Source organism: Shewanella mangrovisoli (genome assembly GCF_019457635.1).
GTDB lineage: Bacteria > Pseudomonadota > Gammaproteobacteria > Enterobacterales > Shewanellaceae > Shewanella > Shewanella mangrovisoli.
This window is the reverse complement of the sequence record NZ_CP080412.1, coordinates 2,245,499-2,266,891: the sequence shown is the minus strand read 5'-3', so window position 1 is coordinate 2,266,891 and position 21,393 is coordinate 2,245,499. Positions and strand designations below refer to the sequence as shown.

Annotated in this window: 15 protein-coding genes; 8 read left to right on the top strand and 7 right to left on the bottom strand. The window is 48.2% G+C overall.

Translation table 11 applies throughout. The features are described from left to right. Positions 1-56 precede the first annotated feature (56 nt). From K0H60_RS09945 to K0H60_RS09915, 7 genes are all read right to left on the bottom strand, one after another. The gene (locus K0H60_RS09945) at positions 57-2,594 is read right to left on the bottom strand and encodes a TonB-dependent receptor plug domain-containing protein (protein WP_220058046.1); all 2,538 of its coding nucleotides are present in this window, start codon (positions 2,592-2,594) and stop codon (positions 57-59) included. Positions 2,595-3,569: 975 nt separating this feature from the next. Next, positions 3,570-4,574, bottom strand: a complete 1,005-nt coding sequence (gene ruvB, locus K0H60_RS09940) for a Holliday junction branch migration DNA helicase RuvB (protein ID WP_220058045.1) — start codon at positions 4,572-4,574, stop codon at positions 3,570-3,572. A gap of 120 nt (positions 4,575-4,694) precedes the next feature. Then, complete coding sequence (gene ruvA, locus K0H60_RS09935) at positions 4,695-5,312, bottom strand: Holliday junction branch migration protein RuvA (RefSeq protein ID WP_220058044.1); 618 nt, start codon at positions 5,310-5,312, stop codon at positions 4,695-4,697. Further along, positions 5,309-5,830 carry a crossover junction endodeoxyribonuclease RuvC gene (gene ruvC / locus K0H60_RS09930; protein WP_011622671.1) on the bottom strand — a complete coding sequence of 174 codons (522 nt, stop codon included), beginning with the start codon at positions 5,828-5,830 and terminating at the stop codon, positions 5,309-5,311. The genes ruvA and ruvC overlap by 4 nt, the downstream gene beginning before the upstream one ends. Before the next feature lie 201 nt (positions 5,831-6,031). Then, a complete protein-coding gene (locus K0H60_RS09925) occupies positions 6,032-6,778 on the bottom strand; it encodes a YebC/PmpR family DNA-binding transcriptional regulator (protein ID WP_011622670.1) in 747 nt (248 codons plus the stop codon). Positions 6,779-6,993: 215 nt separating this feature from the next. Further along, a complete protein-coding gene (aspS, locus tag K0H60_RS09920; protein WP_220058043.1) occupies positions 6,994-8,769 on the bottom strand; it encodes an aspartate--tRNA ligase in 1,776 nt (591 codons plus the stop codon). A 184-nt stretch (positions 8,770-8,953) separates the two neighbouring features. After that, a complete protein-coding gene (locus K0H60_RS09915; RefSeq protein WP_220058042.1) occupies positions 8,954-11,767 on the bottom strand; it encodes a transporter substrate-binding domain-containing protein in 2,814 nt (937 codons plus the stop codon). A 148-nt stretch (positions 11,768-11,915) separates the two neighbouring features. On the opposite strand from K0H60_RS09915, the gene cmoA reads away from it, so the two are divergent. The 8 genes from cmoA to K0H60_RS09875 all read left to right on the top strand — a co-directional run bounded on the left by cmoA (position 11,916) and on the right by K0H60_RS09875 (position 21,319). Continuing rightward, positions 11,916-12,647, top strand: coding sequence for a carboxy-S-adenosyl-L-methionine synthase CmoA (gene cmoA / locus K0H60_RS09910; protein WP_011622667.1), 732 nt, complete (start codon positions 11,916-11,918; stop codon positions 12,645-12,647). Further along, positions 12,644-13,636 carry a tRNA 5-methoxyuridine(34)/uridine 5-oxyacetic acid(34) synthase CmoB gene (cmoB, locus tag K0H60_RS09905; RefSeq protein ID WP_220058041.1) on the top strand — a complete coding sequence of 331 codons (993 nt, stop codon included), beginning with the start codon at positions 12,644-12,646 and terminating at the stop codon, positions 13,634-13,636. Before cmoA ends, cmoB begins: the two co-directional genes overlap by 4 nt. Positions 13,637-13,719: 83 nt before the next feature. Then, complete coding sequence (locus K0H60_RS09900; protein ID WP_220058040.1) at positions 13,720-14,541, top strand: ATP-dependent zinc protease family protein; 822 nt, start codon at positions 13,720-13,722, stop codon at positions 14,539-14,541. 210 nt (positions 14,542-14,751) lie between these two features. Continuing rightward, the gene (locus K0H60_RS09895; protein ID WP_220058143.1) at positions 14,752-16,260 is read left to right on the top strand and encodes a UUP1 family membrane protein; all 1,509 of its coding nucleotides are present in this window, start codon (positions 14,752-14,754) and stop codon (positions 16,258-16,260) included. After that, the gene (locus K0H60_RS09890; protein ID WP_133182382.1) at positions 16,260-17,204 is read left to right on the top strand and encodes an alpha-L-glutamate ligase-like protein; all 945 of its coding nucleotides are present in this window, start codon (positions 16,260-16,262) and stop codon (positions 17,202-17,204) included. The genes K0H60_RS09895 and K0H60_RS09890 overlap by 1 nt, the downstream gene beginning before the upstream one ends. After that, positions 17,179-19,116 (top strand): M3 family metallopeptidase, encoded by a 1,938-nt coding sequence (locus K0H60_RS09885; protein ID WP_220058039.1) that lies wholly within the window; start codon positions 17,179-17,181, stop codon positions 19,114-19,116. The genes K0H60_RS09890 and K0H60_RS09885 overlap by 26 nt, the downstream gene beginning before the upstream one ends. Further along, positions 19,043-20,242, top strand: a complete 1,200-nt coding sequence (locus K0H60_RS09880) for a DUF3541 domain-containing protein (protein ID WP_220058038.1) — start codon at positions 19,043-19,045, stop codon at positions 20,240-20,242. The genes K0H60_RS09885 and K0H60_RS09880 overlap by 74 nt, the downstream gene beginning before the upstream one ends. Before the next feature lie 174 nt (positions 20,243-20,416). Continuing rightward, complete coding sequence (locus K0H60_RS09875; RefSeq protein WP_011622660.1) at positions 20,417-21,319, top strand: LysR family transcriptional regulator; 903 nt, start codon at positions 20,417-20,419, stop codon at positions 21,317-21,319. The last annotated feature ends 74 nt before the right edge of the window (positions 21,320-21,393 follow it).

Below are 21,393 nucleotides of genomic sequence, written 5' to 3'. Positions count from 1 at the left end.
GCACCAAAACAAAAAAGCACCCGAAGGCGCTTTTTAAAGGTTGGTTCTATTTTAGATTAGAACTTAACTGTTACACCACCGTAAATAGTACGGCCGATAGTGTCGTAAACTTCTGGAACAGTACCACCATCACTACCGTTAGATACGGTTAATGGTTTTTCGTCGGTAAAGTTCTTCACGCCTAAGCTAACAGTTGCCATATCATTAATATGGTAAGTACCAGAAATGTTGTGATACAGGACATCACCCACTTTGTTACCTTCGCCTAGGTCACGCATATCACCAATATAACGGTTGAAGTACATTACACTCCAATCGTCTTGACCAGCAGAAATGCTGAAGTTGTTACGTACGCGTGAGTATGCACCGAAGTTACCGTCAATAGTACCAGTGTAATCAACACCGTCCTGCTCGAATTGCACTAAGTAAGTCGTATCGTTGCTTACTTTCCAGTCTAAACCGATTAACTCGAAGTTATAGGCTAAATTGAAGTCGATACCGCTAGTGTCTTGTGAGCCTACATTAGTTAACGCATTGGTTAAGTTATCTAAGTCACCACCTGCGCCAATATTGAAGATTTCACAAGCAGCAGCACCAGATGGATCACCTTTAGTTTGAAACTTATGGCATGAATCCAAGCCAACTTGAGTGTCCATACGCGCAATGGCGTTATCTAATTTAAAGCGCCAGTAGTCAAGCGTCACTGACATGCCATCTAGGTAGCCTGGTGAGTACACTAAACCAGCGGTGTAAGATTCTGACTCTTCAGGTTTCAAATCTGGATCTGAAGTACGATTTACGAGAATTTGTGCGTCTTTAATCTTACCCCATGGGTCAGTCAAATAATCGAATGAGCCAGAGTTACCACCATACAATTCAGCAACGCTTGGAGCACGGAAGCCCGTAGCAGCCACGGTACGAACCATCAGCTCGTCTGTTGCATTGTAAGTTAAACCAATTTTCCAAGTGGTTGCTTTACCAAAAGTAGAGTAATCGTCAAAACGTAGCGCAAACTCACCTGTCAATTTTTCGGTGAATGGTACGCTGACTTCTTGGAAGAAAGAAATAACGTTGTAGTTACCTTCAGTTGGGTCTTGCTGAGCTGAAGTACTCTCACCTGCAATCACTTTTTCATCTGGTGTATAAAAACCACTTTCACGACGGTATTCAGCACCAATAGCGAAGCCTACTGCTCCTGCGCTCAGATCGAATAACTCACCATTTAGGCCAGCAGACAGTGTTTGTTGCTCGTTACCACCTTTAGCCTCTTCAGCATAGCTAATCGCATCTGTCATTTGCTGAGTTAATGGTGCACCACTGAACCATGCATCTGGATTAGCATAGATGGAAGCCGCCATATCGGCGCCATTGATTGAGTTTTCTACTGCAGTTTTAGCTTGGTTTTTACCATAGGTGTAAGTCACATCCCAGTTCATACCAGTATGTACATCTAAAGTACCCGCTAAACCACCAGATAAACGCCAAGTATCAGTATCTTGAGTATAGATACGTGGACCTACATCATTGGTACGGCGACGATAATTCACTAATCCTTTATCGTTGGCTTTGATTCCTGCTGCGATCATCTCACTATCTAATGTCAAACATGGGGCACCAGCTGGAGTATGAGAATCACCACAAACATTTAAACCAATATTTGCGGGTTGTGCGGCCATTTGCTGATTTGAACGACGATTAGTGTAGATAGCATCAGCAGTTAATACTACATCGTTACCTAACTCTTGAGTCATATTTGCAAATAAACTGCGGCGTTCACTTGGAGTTTGGTAGTAACTATCCTGTGTATAATCGTATGTATTCTCTTGGTCTACCCACTTACCATTGGCATCTTTAACCATGTAATCTAAAGCGCCTGTTGGGATCGTCCAACTTTCACCAGCAGGTGTCCAGCTACGGTCGCTCTGGATCACACCACGACGATCTGAATAAGCCGCACCAAAAGTGTAGTTACCGCCATCGGTGTTAAAGCCATACAGTGCACTCACATCACCGTTTTGACCGTCACCTTTGTCGGTACCGCTGCCGTTGAAGTCTAATTGGAAACCATCGAAATCTTTCTTAGTGATGATGTTCACTACACCGGCAATCGCATCAGAACCGTATACCGCTGAAGCACCGTCTTTCAGGATTTCAACGCGAGCGATCATAGCAACTGGGATAGAGTTTAAATCCACAGCACTGTCTGCACCCGAACCTGAGTTCACCATGCGACGGCCGTTTAATAGCACGAGAGTACGTTGCGAGCCCATACCACGTAAGTCAACTTGTGCAACACCGTCTGCACCGTTGTTAGTGGTTGAACCAATCGCAGCACCTGCCATTGAAGTTTGCACTTGTAGCATTTGGTCTACAGAGGTAAAGCCTTCGGCTTTGATTGCAGCAGCATCAATAACGGTAACAGGAGAAGCTGTTTCCATATCTTGACGTTGAATACGTGAACCCGTGACTTCAATACGCTCAACTTTTGCAGTCTCTTCAGCTGCAAATGCGCTTGATGCTACAAAGGTACCAGCTGCAATTGAGCTAACGACAGCTAAATTAATAGCCGACGCAACTTTGGTTCTTTTGATCATGAATGAATGCTCCCTAGATCTTACTATTATTTTTATGCTTACAGCTTGTACAACAATTTGCTGTACGACTGTTGCGCTTGATACTGAGGATTCACTTTCATTCAGTCAATGTTCATTTTTTTAACCTTAAAAACTGTTTTGTTTATTATTTTACTTCTTATTGTAAAATATTTGTTTATTTAAAATCTTGAATGCTAATTCACTTCTATTTACAGCATTAAAAACCGTATATCCCAGTAATTAACAGCGATTAAAACTGTTAAAGAAATAACATTTAATAAACATGTGACAACCTCAAAAGTGTGATTTATATCACACTTTATCAGCGAGCGACTATCTGACGCACAGAATAATGTGTCGATTAATTATAAAGAAATATGCATATCAGTAATCATTGCAACAGAAAGAAACGTGTAAATATCAGTGATTTCACAGTGCGCATTGATACAAAATGAATAAGTTGTGATTTTTATGCACCGCAAGTGTGCAATAAACACAAATGCAACAATTCATCGCCAATTTAGAACAAGCATAAAAATGAGGTGATTCAGGATGAGATAAGGGCTACAAAGGAGAAATAAACAGCATCAATGGAATAAGAAAACGTTGAGCAACATCACTCTAGATGCTGTTTTTATAAGCAACACAAATGCCTTTTCGAGTTGTTTTAACTCAACATATAAATACATTTGTTTTATTATTGTTAATTAACTAGATTAAATATTATTTACAAACCAAAATAAGAGCATTATTTAGCCGAATAAATTTAAATAAAAACAGTATTCCAGTGACGAACCTGCTCCACAGCCCATTTAATTAAGTCGTTATTCATTAAATAATATTCATTTAACGATACAGATGTGGATACTCCTAGCGGCAAGTAATCTGGTGACAAAAAGTAGCAATAACAAATCGATAAAAACAAAAAAAGCGGCCGAGGCCGCTTTTTGTTAACAAGGTCATCCTTCTTGGATGTTACTCTGGTTTTATCATGCCGAAATGTAGATAGGCTCTGGTTGTGGCAATGCGACCGCGTGGCGTTCGTTGGATAAAGCCTTGTTGGATGAGGAAAGGCTCCAATACATCTTCAATGGTTTCACGCTCCTCGCCAATAGCTGCGGCGAGGTTATCAAGCCCCACAGGGCCGCCCATAAACTTATCGATAATGGCAAGCAGCAGTTTTCTGTCCATGTAATCGAAACCTTCGCCATCGACATCGAGCAAATCAAGCGCCTGCTCCGCAACTTTTTGCGTCACAGCGCCGTCGTGTTTCACTTCCGCATAGTCACGCACTCGACGCAGTAAACGGTTGGCGATCCTCGGTGTGCCCCGTGAGCGTTTGGCAATTTCGATGGCCCCTTCAGCATCAATGGCCAATCCCATCACCTGCGCCGAGCGGGTCACAATGGTGCTTAAATCTTTAACATTATAAAACTCGAGCCGCAGTGGAATGCCAAAACGCGCCCTTAGCGGAGAGGTTAACGCCCCTGCCCGCGTGGTCGCCCCCACTAAAGTAAAAGGTGGAAGGTCCAACTTAATTGAGCGTGCAGCTGGCCCCTCACCGATCATAATATCCAGCTGATAGTCTTCCATCGCAGGATACAGAATTTCTTCGACGACGGGACTTAAGCGATGAATTTCATCGATAAAAAGCACATCACCCGCCTCAAGATTGGTGAGTAGTGCCGCCAAATCCCCGGCTTTCTCAAGCACAGGCCCCGACGTCGATTTAATATTTACGCCCATTTCATTGGCCACGATCATGGCTAAGGTGGTTTTACCTAACCCCGGCGGGCCATAGATCAACATATGATCTAAGGCTTCTTCACGATTCTTTGCCGCTTGAATAAACACTTTTAATTGGGCACGCGTATCATCCTGCCCAGTATATTCATCGAGCAATTTAGGGCGCATCGCCCTGTCGATAACATCATCTTGACCTTGCAGCTGCGGCTGGATCAGTCTATCAGCTTCAATCATTTACCTATTCCTGTTACCGCATCGGCATACGGCACTTGCTATTTTGGTGCAGTTGCAACCTAACTGGCTGCAAAAATCGCGTACCGCAATATAACACCAGCCTTGATAAAAACCATGCCATTAGAGCATCGATTTTAACGCGGCCTTAATCAAGGTCTCACTGTCCATGCCTTCTTTATAGGCGGCGGAAACGGCTTTACTCGCCTGTGGTGGTTTATAGCCGAGGGAAATCAAGGCTGAAATCGCATCCTCTTCGGCACTGTTGATCGTCGGTGCTGGTGAGTAGTTGGATTGCAGCACAAACTCACGCTCAGAGCCTACGGATGCCTCCATCAAGCTCTTCAGTTTATCGCGCATCTCAACCAATAAACGCTCGGCGGTCTTTTTACCGACACCGGGTAATTTCACCAGCGTTACGATATCATCGCGCTCGACGCAGCCGACAAACTCGCTGGCGGTCATGCCTGAAAGAATAGTTAACGCCAGTTTAGGCCCCACACCATTGGCCTTGATAAGTAATCGAAACAGTGAGCGCTCTTGTTTAGTGATAAAGCCATAAAGCAGCTGAGCATCTTCACGCACCACAAAATGGGTATACACTGTGGTCGGTTGATTGACCTCGGGGAGCTCATAAAAGCTGGTGAGGGGCATCTGTAACTCGTAGCCCACACCATTGACATCAATCAACACCTCTGGCGCTTGCTTTTCAATTAACACGCCACGTAAACGACCTATCATCTGTACCGTCCATATGTTCTTGTTGTCGCTCGGCCACTTAAGGCGACCAAACTTTGATTGGTGTGATAATGACATACCGCAACGCCGAGTGCATCCGCAGCGTCGGCCTGTGGCGCCGCGGGCAGCTTAAGCAATTGCTGGATCATATGTTGAACCTGTTCTTTCTTAGCCCGCCCCGTCCCGACCACCGCGTTTTTAATTTGGGTGGCACTGTATTCGGCAACGGGCAAATTGGCCACTGTCGCAGCCACGATAGCCGCACCACGGGCTTGGCCCAATTTCAAGGCCGAGTCGGCATTTTTGGCGAGAAACACCCGCTCAATCGCAAATTCATCGGGTTGGTATTGCCGAATAATTTCACTGATCCCATCAAAGATTTGCTTGAGTCTTAATGGTAAATCCTCACCCGAAGTGCGAATGCAGCCGCTGCCCAAATAAAGTTGCTGTCGCCCTTGGCATTGGATAACGCCATAACCTGTGATCCGTGAACCTGGGTCAACCCCTAAAATAATTGCCATGCTATCCCTAATGCTTGTTCCCGACTTAAGACAACCCATTCAACGGATAACTTAAGCACTAGCAACAGTGCAAAAAATCATAAATCTCACTAAGGTGGTCCTAAAGCAAAACACAGACGCTAAGCTCAATCGCTGTCTCAAGCTTTGTAGCTAAGTTTGTCAGCAGACTCTAGGCCACCTAACTCAGGTTAATGCTAAGACCTAACCTAAACTTTCCATAATCTCATCGGAGATTTCGGCATTATGATACACCTCTTGCACATCATCGTGCTCTTCGAGGGTATCGATAAGACGCATAAACTTCTCCGCGGTCTCGGCATCTAACTCGGCTTTCGTTGAAGCAATCATCGCGATTTCGGCGTTATCACTGACAAATCCTGCCGCATCGAGGGCATCTTTTACCCCGTAAAACTCGGTCGGTTCGGTAAATACATCAATTGCACCATCATCGTAGCTCACCACATCTTCGGCGCCCGCTTCCAGCGCCGCGTCCATCAGGGCGTCTTCATCTGTGCCCGGCGCATAGGACAACACCCCGCGCTTAGTGAACAAATAGGCAACCGAGCCATCGGTCCCTAAGTTACCGCCGGATTTACTAAAGGCATTACGTACGCCACTCACGGTGCGGTTACGGTTATCTGTCATGGTTTCGACCATCACAGCGGTGCCACCCGGGCCGTAGCCTTCGTAAATAATGGTTTCGAGTTGTTGCCCTTCAAGCTCACCGGCGCCACGTTTGATTGCGCGCTCAATGGTGTCGCGGGTCATGTTGCCGCCAAGTGCTTTATCAATGGCGATACGCAGACGTGGGTTTGAATCGGGATCCGAGCCACCTTCACGGGCTGAAACCGTTAACTCACGGATAAATTTAGTAAAGAGTTTACCGCGTTTGGCATCTTGCGCTGCTTTGCGGTGTTTAATGTTGGCCCATTTACTATGACCTGCCATGGGAGTTCTCCTCTACACATAGCCATTGCACATCTTATCAATAGCCTAAGGTAACCTTGACGGCGCCTCTTGTGAGGTTCCTATACCTATGTTCCTTTACACAAAGATTGACGGCAAATTCAGTGACGTCGATAACGCAGATATTGATAAGAAATGAAATGACGGGGTAAAAATAGACCGAGGCTTGCGCCTCGGTACTCGATAATCACTAAAGATTAGTCTTCAGTCTTCGCGGCTTTCACCACGGAAATACCTAGCTCAGCTAATTGTTGTGGGTTAGCAAAACCTGGGGCATTGGTTAACGGACACGCCGCAGTGGTGGTTTTCGGGAAAGCCATCACATCACGGATTGAGCTTGCGCCCGTCATCAGCATGATAATACGGTCTAAACCGAATGCCAGACCCGCATGTGGTGGCGTGCCGTAGCGCAGCGCTTCGAGTAGGAAGCCGAATTTTTCTTTCGCTTCTTCATCGGTAATGCCGAGAATACGGAATACTGCAGACTGCATCTCTTGATTGTGGATACGCACCGAACCACCACCTAATTCACAACCGTTTAGTACCATATCGTAGGCATCTGACACACGGTTCGCCGGATTGGCTTCCAGCTCTTGTGGTGTCACGCCGCGTGGCGCAGTGAACGGATGGTGAACCGCGTGGAAGCTGCCGTTGATCTTCTCAAACATTGGGAAGTCAACCACCCACAGTGGACGCCATTGACCTTCGAGCAGGTTAAAGTCTTCACCGGCTTTAAGACGCAGAGCGCCCATAGATTCGGCAACCACAGTCGCGTTATCAGCACCAAACAGGATGATATCGCCCGTTTGTGCGCCAGTGCGGCTGATAATTTCGTTCACAATGCCTTTGTTTAAGAACTTCAGCACAGGTGATTGAATGCCTTCTAACCCTTGAGTCAGATCGTTTAGCTTCATCCACGCTAAACCTTTAGCACCGTAGATACCGACAAACTTAGTATAATCATCGATTTGCTTACGGGATAAGCTCGCGCCACCAGGAATACGCAGCGCCGCAACACGGCCTTCTTCGTCATTAGCTGGGCCTGAGAATACCGCAAACTCCACTTCTTTCAGTAAGTCAGCTACGTCAACCAGTTCTAATGGGTTACGTAAATCTGGCTTATCTGAACCGAAACGACGCATGGCTTCGTTATAGGTCATACGTGGGAATTCGCCTAAATCGACGTTCAGCATCTCAAGGAACAGTCCGCGCATCATCTCTTCAGTCTTAGCCATCACCTGCTCAGACGTCATAAATGAGGTTTCGATATCGATTTGAGTAAATTCTGGCTGACGGTCAGCACGTAAGTCTTCGTCACGGAAGCATTTCACGATTTGATAGTAGCGATCAAAGCCTGACATCATCAGTAACTGTTTAAACAGCTGTGGTGATTGTGGCAGTGCGAAGAATTGCCCTTTGTAGGTGCGGCTTGGCACTAAATAGTCACGGGCACCTTCTGGCGTCGCCTTGGTCAGGATAGGCGTTTCGATATCTAAGAAGCCGTTTGAGTCGAGGAAACGACGCACAGCACTGGTCACTTTCGCGCGGAACATTAAGCGCTGCGCCATTTCTGGGCGACGTAAATCTAAATAACGGTACTTTAGACGCTGCTCTTCACTGTTGTTTTGATAGTTATCTAAGCTAAGCGGCAGCGGCTCAGAACTGTTGATAATTGTCAGTTCTTTACCTAATACTTCAATTTCGCCGGTCTTCATTTGCGCGTTGACTTGGCTATCAGGACGGGCACGAACCACGCCTTTTACCTGCACACAAAACTCGGCGCGCAGCGTACTGGCCACATTGAACACCTCAGGTAAATCTGGATCGTAAACCACTTGGACCAGACCTTCTCTGTCTCTTAAATCTAAAAAGACCACGCCACCCAAATCACGGCTACGATTAACCCAACCTACCAAGGTAACTTCTTGTCCAACGTGAGACTTATTGACGTCTCCACAATAATGACTGCGCATCTAACTCTATCCTTTATCCGGAAACCGGTGCTTTGGAAATAATCAAAACGAGATAAAAGCGGCATTATAGTCAAATAATGCCGATTACCAAAGTACTTCACTTTTAGGCGGTGAAGTATCAAACAGTTTTACGCCCTTGACTAGAGGCGAACGCACTATCTGCGTATAAACGTTCAAAAAACCATCAAGCCACGCGGTAGCAACGGCCGCCAGCCGTTTTGGCTTGATACATCAGTTGGTCGGCTTGCTTCATTAACTCGATGGCCGTATCGCCATCGCGGGGATAAATGACCACACCAATGCTGACCGCAACCTCCACCATCACTCCTTCTACGCTGAAAGGCGATGCAAGCGAGTGCAGAATATTATCAGCAACTTGGGTCGCGGCATCGAGATCTTGCACACGATTTAGCAGGATCACAAATTCATCGCCACCGAATCTTGCCACTGTATCAGAATTGCGAATGGCTTTGCTCAATAATCCCGCCACTTTTAATAGCAGAGCATCCCCCACAGGATGACCATATTGATCGTTAATTTGTTTAAAGCCATCTAAATCGATAAACAATAAGGCGAAATGGCTATGATCCCGACGATGGGCAAGTAAGGCCTGTGACAGCCTATCATCTAATAAAGCACGATTCGGTAGCTGAGTTAAGGCATCGTGACTGGCAACATGTTGCAAACGTTTTTCGGCGGCAAGTCGGCGGGTGATCTCCACGTTTAAGCGACGATTGACCACTAACACCGCCACCATCACCGCAGACAACACGAGTGCACCCATTAATAGATAACGGATCCATTGCAGATACTGACTATTGTCTGAGTCGAGGGAAAAACTGACCCAATGGGAATAGATTTGCTGCTGGGTGTGTTGATCGATTTGCGCTAACACGCGATTGATTAACGGAATTAACTGAGCATATTGCGGATTGAGCCCAAAGTGGCTGTGCTGATCGGCTAAGTCACTAAGGAGTGACATTTTAAGCAACGGATATTGACCTGTTTTTAACTCAGAAGCCAGCGTCACCACCTTATCGATAAACACATCGGCATGGCCGTCGTTGACCGCCGCGAGCCCTGATTGGGTATCAGGCACTAGCACCAGCTTGAGCGAGGGCTGTAATGCCATCAGTTGTGCCACCAGATGATAACCTTCCACCACAGCGACCCTCTGCCCCGCCAATTGTGCCAGATTAAACACCGACACCTGCTCAAGCTGCGACACCATTCCCCACGGCGATGGCCAGTAGGGATCGCTAAAGGTTAAAAATTGCTGGCGCTCGGCGGTTTGCGCCACGCTGCCAGCCAGAGCAATGTCCCCTGAACGTAATGCACTTATTAGTGATTGCCAATCATCAAAGCCAACAGGTTCTATCTTGATCCTTAATTGCTCTGCCAAAATGTGGGTAATGTCGCTGTTGATCCCCGCAAACTGGCCTTGCTCATCGCTAAACTCCATCGGCGGCCACTGTTTTAAGTAACCGAGTTTAAGTTCACCGAGTTGTGAGAGGTAATCTTGCTCACCGTTTGAAAGCTGAATACCGTGTAATCCCTTTTGATTAAAAATGCGATCCTTAGGGTTAAGCATCCATTTCTGCTCTACCTCGGCAAACTCTTGCATGCTGATACTGCGAAAACCATTGGCGATGCGCTGGGTTAAGCCGGGATCGTCACTGCGGGTCAGGACATACACATCGGTCGGAAACTCAAGCTCAGGGTATTGATGAAATTCGGACCAAGCCTTATTTTGCAGCAAATAGTGGGAAGTCCATGCCCCCGCGGCAACAAAGCCAGCAATCTCACCTGACCGTGCGCCCGCCACCATGCTGTCCATATTTTCGTAATAACGCAGCGTGACATCTGGCAGCGCTTTACGCAGCGCAACAAGATAAGGCGCTGTCGGCACAACACCGATACGTTTGCCTTTTAAACTCTGTAAATCGGTCAGTTGTTGCTGATATAAGAACAGCCGACTCTTCACCGTATAGAGTTGCCATGCGCGGGTTAAGCCGGTTTTCAATTCGTCACTTTCAGGGTAACCAATATGCGCATCGGCTAGACCCTGGCGCACATCATTGACACTGGCATTCATGTCGCCCGAGATAAAATCCACATTAATGCCGGTCTTAGCCGACCATAGTTGCCAGAGATCCACATAAAATCCATGGGGCAAGCCATCGACGCCTAAATCGACAAAGGGCTCAACGCCTAGCTGCATCGCCACCACAAGCCCCGCCTTTTGCCCGTGATAGCCTAACCAGCGGCGCTCGGTTTGTTGCACAAAACGTGCATCGAGTGAATGAAACCCCTGATTAATCTTCTCAACTAAAGCCTGATTGCCTTTCATCACCGCGGGAACAAACTGCATGGCCTTGATTGGAATACGCGCACTGATGGGAAAACTGCCCGCAACCGCTTGGCTTGATGCAGGATCGCGCAGATAGCCATCGAGTCCTGCAAAGACAACCGTTTCGCCCGCTGCAACACCCGCCAGCAATTTTTCACGGCTTTCATAATATTTGAAGACTAAATTCGGCTCGATACGGCGAAGCTCAGCCTCATGGGATGAGCCACTCACGATCCCGATTTGATAAGGAACAAGTTCCTTAATGGACTTTTTACCCTGTAAGGATTTATGCAGGTAAAGATAGGTACTGACATCGGCGATAGGCTCTGCGAAATCAAACAGCTGCTCACGCTCAGGCGTCTGGCCCATGCCGATATGCACTTGGGCTTTGCCCTGCTGCAATTGCTGCAGCGACTCATTCCAGTGCCGCGCCACAAACACTAATGGTGTATTGGTGCGCTTGCCCCATTCCTTCCAGAGATCGACTAATAAACCCGTGGCTTCGCCGTCGTTGTCGACAAACTGATAGGGGAAACTGTCTTCCCCCATCACCACGATGAGCGATTCAGTCTGTCCTTGACTGGCGTTTACTGCGTTACTCAACATGCTGCAACACAGGATCACGATAAGCTGGAGCACTAACTTCAACTGGGGTCCCTAGTACTTGATGTACAATGTAAATACTTTGTTATTGATGCATATTAGACAGAAATTTCGGGCAAATTACTAGCCGAGACTTGCTGCTAGTCGACGGGATTCGTTAAAATGCATGGCTGAATTTTCGAGATATTCCCAGATGAACGCTTCCCAAGATACTATCTACGCTCAAGCGAGCGAACACATTAGCGATTTCCAGTTTGATAACCGTGTCGCGGGTGTCTTCAGTGACATGATCCGCCGCTCGGTGCCTGGCTATACGCAAATTATCAATACTATTGGCGATTTTGCGGATCGTTTCGTCAAGCCTAATACCCAAGTATATGATTTAGGTTGTTCTTTAGGTGCAGCGACCTTAAGCATTCGCCGTCAAATCCAAGGCCGCGATTGCCGCATCATCGCCGTGGACAATAGCGAATCCATGGTGACGCGCTGCCAAGAAAACCTCAATGCCTATGTGAGTGATACCGAGGTTGAGCTGATCTGCGGCGATATTCGCGATATTCACATCGAAAACGCCTCTTTAGTCGTGCTTAACTTTACTCTGCAATTTTTACCGCCAGAGGACAGAGAAGCGCTGATCGCAAAGATTTATCACGGCTTGAATCCCGGCGGTCTGTTAGTGCTGTCGGAAAAAATTCGTTTCGATGATGCGCCGATTCAAAGTGTGCTCGAAGAGCTGCACTTAGACTTTAAACGTGCCAATGGCTACAGCGAGCTCGAAATCAGTCAAAAGCGCAGCGCGCTTGAAAACGTGATGAAGCCCGATACCTTAACTCTCCACCAGCAACGTTTGACTCGCCAAGGGTTTAGCCACTTTAGCTTGTGGTTCCAATGTTTTAATTTCTCTTCCATGGTGGCTATCAAGTGATCAGTTTCAGCTCCTTTTACCAACAAATCGCCGATTCCAATTTGCAGCATTGGCTCGAGACTTTGCCCGCCATTCTCGGCAAATGGCAGAGAGAACATAAACACGGCAACTTACCCAAGTGGGAAAAAGTGCTCAATAAGCTGCACTATCCCGCCCCAGACCAAGTGGACTTTGTCAGCAGTGTCACCGTCGGCACAGGTGAGCAACTCACGCCCGGCGAAAAGGAAAAGCTTGAGAACCTACTGCGCCTGTTTATGCCTTGGCGCAAAGGCCCTTTCCATATTCACGGCATTCATATCGATACCGAATGGCGCAGCGATTGGAAGTGGGATCGCGTGAGCCCACATATTTCTCCCCTGCAAAACCGCACTGTGCTCGACGTCGGCTGTGGCAGCGGCTATCACATGTGGCGCATGCTTGGCGCGGGCGCCAAACGCGTGGTGGGCATCGACCCTTCGCCATTATTTTTATGCCAATTTGAAGCGATTAAGCGCCTAAGCGGTGAAAATCATCCCGTACACTTATTGCCGCTAGGCATTGAAGAGCTGCCACCGCTGGATGCATTCGATACGGTTTTCTCCATGGGCGTCTTGTATCACAGACGTTCGCCTATTGATCACTTGTTACAATTACGTGATCAGTTACGTATGGGTGGGGAGTTAGTGTTAGAGACTTTGGTAATAGATGGTGATGAAAACGCCGTACTCGTCCCTCAAGATAGATATGGGAAAATGAATAATGTATGGTTTATTCCATCCGTCGCGGCCCTGATGCTCTGGCTAAAGAAGTGTGATTTCACAGACATACGTTGTGTCGACACCGATGTCACCGCATTAGCCGAACAGCGCCGAACCGATTGGATGCCGAATGAGTCACTGGTTGAATATCTTGACCCTAACGATATCACTAAGACTATCGAGGGTTACCCCGCGCCGAAACGCGCAACGATTATTGCGGTGAAAAATCAACCCAATCAAGATTTGACCTAACGAGTTAACTCCAGTGGCCTAATACGCTTATGCCTAGGTAAACCCTAGGCATAAAACCCGTTTTAACGCCAATAGGAAGTACTATGCTAAAGCAGTTGATCGCTATCGCCGTTGCCAGCAGCTTAATGGGATGCGCAGCGACAGAACCGACCGCCCACGCCCCCAAACCACTCGATACTGATACCTTTAATACTCGTCTTAATCAGCAGCAAGATCAGTTAGTCGCTGCGATTAATCAGCAATGCCAACCGGCGGATTTAACCTCGCTTGCGACCATGAGCAGCCAAGTCGAGCAGTTAAGTCAGCAAATCAATCATTTAAATCAAGCAGCGAAAAACCTCACCGCGCAAAAGCAAGCCGCGGTGGTGACGCCTGCGCCGAGCCAATGCCCTAAATCCGCCCTTGGGGACAAGTTTTTACTCGGTGAAATCGAAAATGTGTTTATCGATGAACTCAATGCCAGTTTTGCCACTCGCATTGATACCGGCGCAGAATCTTCCTCCATCGATGCCCGTAATATCACCCTGTTTGAGCGCGATGGCGCCCAATGGGTACGCTTCGATGTGTTTACCCAAGGGGAAAAACAGCCTGCGACAAATTTCGAATCTAAGGTCGTGCGTTTTGTACGCATCAAGCAGGACGCCAATGAGAAGGACGATCGCCGCCCCGTGATCCACGCGCACCTTAAGATTGGCCAATATTCCGCAGAGACAGATCTTAACCTCACCGACCGTAGTCACCTCGACTATCCCTTATTGCTCGGCCGTAAATTTATCAAAGATATCGCCGTTGTCGATGTCGGCCAGCGATATGTGCACGGTAAAGCCAAACAGCCCAAACCCAAACAACCCGATCCTGAGCAACCAAAAGCAGAGTCAGCCATCGTCTCCAGCGGCAAAAAATAACCGCTTGAGCCAAGTCGTTCACAAGCTTAAGCATGGAGCCGCTTGCGCTTATTGGTCTGTCAGCTTGTGACATCGCCGCTCAATCTGACGCTGCCTGATATAGCTAATATCCGCCACGCGACAATCTTACGCGTGACGTCGAGTTCGAACCGCCAATGCCCTGGGGTAATCCCACGCTTTTCGGCCATTGGCGCAACATGGGAAACACGTATGCATTCACGTAAACCTTTTTACATTTTGGTGGCATTACTTTTTATTGTCGGTCTAAGCGCCAGCATCTACCGCGGCGTTAAGCATCAAGTGCCTTTTCTACCCGGTGAGCAAGTGCAAAGCTGGGCGGTAGACGCCAAGATAAGCTTCGATGGCACAGGCGATGCAGCCGAAGTGTCCTTCTCTTTACCACAGGATCCCGCCTATGAGGTCTTGGTCGAGAACGCCAGCTCCCCGGGCTTTGGGTTATCGGTGAGTGATGATAAGGACGCGCGCCGTGCCAATTGGTCGATTCGCGAGGCCTATGGCAGCCAAGATCTCTACTATAAAGTGACCCTAGTGCCGACGGGTGTGACCCAAATCCACAGCGACAATATTCCAAGTCAACCAGAGCCTTACCTCTGGCCCGCGACCGAGAAGACCGCCGCAGAGCAAGTGATTAGCGAAACTTGGGTGCGCAGTGCATCGAATTTGTCCTTCGCCCAGCAATTAATGAATGCGATTACCGCCACTAAGCGCAGTCAGAATATGGAGCTGTTGTTATCAAGCCAAACTGCGACGCAAGTGTTTTTGCATATGCTGCAAACTAAGGGCATTCCGGCCCGTGAAGTCAGCGGGCTCTACCTTGAAGACCAACGTCGCCGTCAATCCCTTTCGCCCTTTGTGGAAGTGTTCCATAACGGCGAGTGGGTCTTATTTGATTTGGTTAAAGGCAAGCAAGGTCGTCCAGAGAACTTACTGCTGTGGGAACGCTCGGGCCATTCCGTGCTCGATGTGATGGGCGGAGTGAACTCGCAGGTGCATTTCTCGATGTTGCAAGACACCCGCTCGGCATTGGCGACCTCCATCGATATGATGATGAATAACAATGCTTTGGATTTCTCACTCTACCAATTACCGCTAGAGGAGCAGAGTCTATTCAAGGGCATTTTATTGATCCCTATCGGGGTACTGATGGTGGTGTTTTTACGGGTGATCATTGGGGTCAAGACCTCGGGCACCTTTATGCCTGTCCTTATCGCCCTCGCCTTTATTCAGACCAGTTTAGTCACGGGTTTAGTCGGCTTTTTACTGATCGTGGCCTGCGGCCTAATGATCCGTTCTTATTTATCCCAATTAAATCTGTTGCTGATCTCGCGAATATCGGCGGTGATCATCGTCGTGATCGGCATTATTGGCGTCTTTACCTTGCTGTCTTATAAATTCGGTTTAAGCGAAGGACTGACGATTACCTTCTTCCCGATGATTATTTTGGCCTGGACCATCGAACGTATGTCTATCCTGTGGGAGGAAGAAGGCCCGAAAGAAGTGATAGTGCAAGGCGGTGGCAGTCTAATGGTCGCCACCCTTGCCTACTTAGCTATGAGCGCCAGTTGGGTACAACACTGGGTATTTAACTTCCTAGGGATCCACTTAGTGATCTTGGCCTTAGTGCTATTAATGGGCCAATACACAGGTTATCGCCTACTGGAACTCAAACGCTTTAAACCACTCGCGGGGGATGCCTAATGAATATTGCTTGGCCATGGGAGCTTCGCGCGCGCGGCGTGCTCAATATGAATAAGCGCAATATCGATTACATTGGTCGCTATAATCCGCGTAAATTTTATAAGCGAGTGGACGATAAGCTGCTGACGAAACAATTAGCACTGGCCAATGATATTGCCGTGCCCGATTTAATCGCCGTTGTGCGCGAGCAGCACGAAATCGTGCATATTCCCGAGCGCGTTAAAGGCCGCACGGGGTTTGTGATTAAACCCGCCAAGGGCTCTGGTGGTAAAGGGATTTTAGTGATCACCCATATCGAACAGGGGCGTTACTATAAACCCAGCGGACACGAGGTCAGCCCATCGGAATTGGATAGACACGTGTCCAATATCCTCAGCGGTTTATTCTCCCTTGGCGGCAAACCCGATGTGGCGATTGTCGAGGGGTTGATTGAATTCGATCCCGTGTTTGACGGTTACAGCCATGAGGGCGTGCCCGATATCCGCTTGATTGTCTTTAAAGGGTTTCCTGTGATGGGGATGCTCAGGCTCTCCACCGCCGCCTCCGATGGCAAGGCCAATTTGCACCAAGGCGCCGTGGGTGTGGGCGTTGACATTGCCACGGGAAAAGGGTTACATGCTGTGCAATTTGATGCTCCAATTGAGTTTCATCCAGACACAGGCAAAAAGCTCACCGATATCGTTGTACCCCACTGGGACAGCTTGCTGCATACCGCATCGAGCGCCTTTGAAATGTGTGAGATGGGTTACTTGGGCACGGATATGGTGCTTGATCAGACTAAAGGCCCGCTGTTATTGGAACTCAATGCACGCCCGGGACTGGCGATCCAGATTGCAAATGGAAAAGGCATTTTGCCTAGACTTAAGCATGTCGAAGCCATGTCATCCCATTCAATGACAGTTGCAGAACGTGTAGCCTATGCAAAAATCCATTTTAACGGCTAGCCTGTTTGGCTGGTGTTTATCCTCCCTCGGTGCAGCCTATGCTGCGCCAAGTCCCATGCCGCTGCTGGTAGAACAGTGTTTGCGCCAACCCAATATCGATTTGGCTGACGCCTTCGCCAGTTACGCCAGTACCCACCAGATCCAAAGCTTAACACTGGCGGATAAGGCCCTAGTGTTAGAGCAGCAAACCATTGGGCTGAATAATGTCAACGACAGACTCACCTACTACCGTGGTTTACCGCTGTCGGGGGCTGAGCGCCAAGGTTTACTGCAGTGTCAGTTGCGCTTAGCCGACACTCTGAGCGACTTACTAAACCAAACTGAATTTGTCCAACTGACGTTTGAGCTGACGCAAGCAGCATCGATAAATCACAATGCAGCAAGTCAGGAACAGGCTTTACTCGGTGAGCAATTAACGGCTTTGTTGCGCCAGCATTTATCCATTATGGATAAAGCCAAGCTGCACACGGCGCAGGCCAGCATTCGCCAAGGCTTGGGCAACCAGCAGTTTCAACTGGATATTCAAGAAGATAAATGCCAGCTTACGAATGAAGGAGCCGAGGTTAATACGGCCAATAACGAGGAAGAAACATCGGATAAGACTGGTGATCCTCAAAGCCGCTTCTCAGGGACTATTGCCAGTTATCTGTTAAAGCAACCCGATGTCGAATGTCGACAAACCCTGTGGCAAGCCTATCAAGGTCGAGCTAGGGAGCATAATCAAGTCGCTTTACACCGTATTGCCGAGCTGCGTCAGCGCCTCGCCAATGACGCAGGTTTTAGCGATTACGCCAGTTACAGCCTCAAGGATCAGCTACTCAATACCCCTGAGTTAGTTAAAGCGTTTCTCGACAGTCAAACCGAAGCGATTCAAGTTGCCCCTTGGGATCTTGGCCGCACCTTATCGCAATTACCCAGTGCACAAGCCACCGCTCTAAATACCCGAGAGCTACTCGACAAGGCCTTAACAACCTTAGGCGAGTTTGGTTTACGTTTTGAGGTGATTGGCGAGCATCTCGATTCAACAGCCACTCAAACGACACTGTCTCAAACGGCACTTTCTCAAACGGCACCAGCACAAGCGCAGCAACAGATCCTCCGCGTTTATCATCAGGATAGATTACTGGGAGAAGTGTATCTGGCCATTGGCGCTCAGGATGCAGTGAATAAGCCTAGCAATGCCAACCAACACACCCTCAGACAAAGTGTGATTGGCCAGCAATTTGGTCAACAGGCGCTCGAGCTGCCCGCGACACTCAATAATTTCAAAGATATCGAACGCTTTACCCAAGCCCTTGCCGATGCGATAACCTCGCTGGCACGCGGCAGTCATTTTTACCTAAACAACACCTTAGGCCCGACGCTCGATACCAATCAATTACCGAGTCTTTGGCTCGCTAAGGTATTACGCCAAGCGCTATTTCCCCAATTTGATACCCAATATATTCAAACGAGGGAAACGCTTGCAAGCGCCTATGCGACGCAGCTTAAAGTCTTTCGCGCTAAGGTGGCACTTAACTTTTACCAGTCCTTAAACCAGCAAAGCTATCCGGATTTACCTGCTGAATTTAGCAAAAGCTTTGGGGCGAACTGGGTGCAAGCGATTGATTACCCATATAGTTTCAATGCTATCGCCAACGAAGGCCCCCGCTATTATCAATCCCTGTGGCAAGCCAAACTCGCAACGCTTGTTCATCAATCCACCCAAGACTGCCAAGATAAACTTGGGCTTTTTAATCTCCTCGTGGTCAATGAAACCGCACTCACCTTGAGCGAGCAACTGCGCGCCATACTTGGCGAACCCGTAGATGCCGCTGCGCTTATCCAAAGGATTATCCATGTCTCAGGATCTGAAAATCACCCACACACCACAACTGAAACACAAACTCACGCTGCCCATTGCGCTTTTTAGCGGTTTAGCCTTATTTACCGCGCAGAATGCTTTCGCCAATTCGCAAAGCACGCCCATAAGTCACACCTGGCTTGAGAACTCACAAAACGTTCTCAAGCCAAACACCACGGATAAAACCGAATTAAGCCAAAGCGACGTTGCGCAGCTTATTCAACACAACCTTGAAACCCATCTCTATACACTCCCGCCTCGGGTGCAGGGGCATTATGGGATCCGCCTCTATCGCCTGACGGGCGATGAGCAATATGCCAACGCCGCGTTAGTCGATCTTTATGCGGTAACCGAAGCCCAAGCGTTTTATGCCTGCCAAGTGGATAACCCTGAGTTTGTACGTCAAGCCTCAGAGAACGCCATCGCAGAACTGGGGAATGGTCCCAGAGCCAAGGCCCGAAAAAAAGCCCTCGCGCCCTTTCCTGAATTTTTATTTTACTCCGATGTACTACTGCGATTTGCCAGTCGAATCGATGAGTTAGGCTTTACAGGTCCATGCCATAGTCAAATGATCCAAGCCCTCAAAAAAGCCGACTTACGCCAAGGTTTGACCGATCCCGCAATGATTAAAGCCTGGGCAGCGCAGCTAATTAACTATGTGTATTGGGCCAAACAATTGGGGGTGGGAGATTATCTAGAGGATTATAAAACGGCATTTACTCGGGTTTACCCCGACGCGCAGGATGCCACTCTCAGCAAAGCACAGTTTCGCAACAAGCTCTACGGCCTGACGCATTTTATCTTTGCCGCGAGTGAATATTATCAGCATCGGGTGGATGCCACTGAATTTGCATGGATTTTGGACTACTTCGATGCCAACATTGAGCGGATTTTACAGGATGCAACCGACGATATTATTGCCGAAGTCGGCATTAGTTTTCTGCTAGCGGGCAAGACTGACCATCCCGTCGTGGCTCAAACTCGGGCTTATATTGCCAACTCGTTTGATGCCAACAGCCAAATTATCCCCTCACCCAAGGGCAATCCTGACTTAGCCCTTGGTGAGCATCGCAATGTGCTTGCGATAATGTTGCTTAATTGGCCAGAAACCCTCTATCCCGGGCCTTATCTTAACGAACTTAACGCGACGAAAAAGTATTTACCTATGGGCGTGACGCCTAAGGTTATCGATTAATCCATTACCCATAAAGCTTACTGATCAGAGGTTGTCACGCCGCCACATTGCAGCGCGATAACCTCTTTTACAATTAACACGATAATAGTATTGAAAAAACGATCATAGCTCGCCACTATAAGCCTCAATCTATCGCTTTTTTAGAAACCTGTCGTTTTCGACATGAGGACAACCATGACTCGCGCGAAATCCACCCTTGAACAATGGCGTATTTTACAGGCTGTCGTCGACTATGGCGGCTACGCGCAGGCGGCGGAAAAGCTCAACAAGAGCCAATCCTCACTCAATCATGCGGTGGCAAAGTTACAACATCAGCTCGGGATAGAGCTACTCGAAGTTCGAGGCCGCAAAGCTTACCTGACACCGCAGGGCGAAGTATTATTGCGCCGTTCGCGCCATGTGACTCAGGCGGTCAACGAGTTAGAACAACTAGCCAGCAACCTCGAGCAAGGTTGGGAACCCACACTCACCATTGCCCGCGAAATCGTCTATCCGATGGAAAGTCTAGTGTGCGCGCTAAGTGACTTTTTACCCCACAGCCGCGGCACACGCATCATAATGTTGGACTCAGTCATCACAGGTACTCAAGAATTAATCCTTCAGAATAAGGTCGATATTGCGATTTGCGCCGGAATTCCACCAAAGGGCTATTTATCCGAGCCTCTGTGTGAGCAGGAGCTGCATCTGGTTTGCCACCCGAGCCACCCCTTGGCTGAAATGGGTACCTTAGACGATGACAAGCTACTGGCGCAGCACCTGCAACTGGTGATCAAAGACACGGGCCTGCAACCCAATGTGGATATCGGTTGGTTAAAGGCCGAGCAGCGCTGGACAGTATCGAACTTCCATGAGGCGAAAGTCATTTTAAATCAGGGGATTGGTTTCTGCTGGATCCCATCATTCCTTATCCAAGAAGAGTTAGCCGCAGGCAAATTGGTGCGCTTACACCTCCAAGGCAGCCAGAAGCGACGGATTATGTTAAGCCTTGTGATCCCAAATCGTGACCAACAGGGCCCCGCCTCAAAACTGCTGGCCTCTTATCTCCTCAAACATCATGGTGTGAGTACAAGCGAGTAACGACGCTCACCTTCTTCCATCGTGTGCGGCAAAACCAACTCTTGGCTAGCAGGGAATCACTATGGGTTTATCTT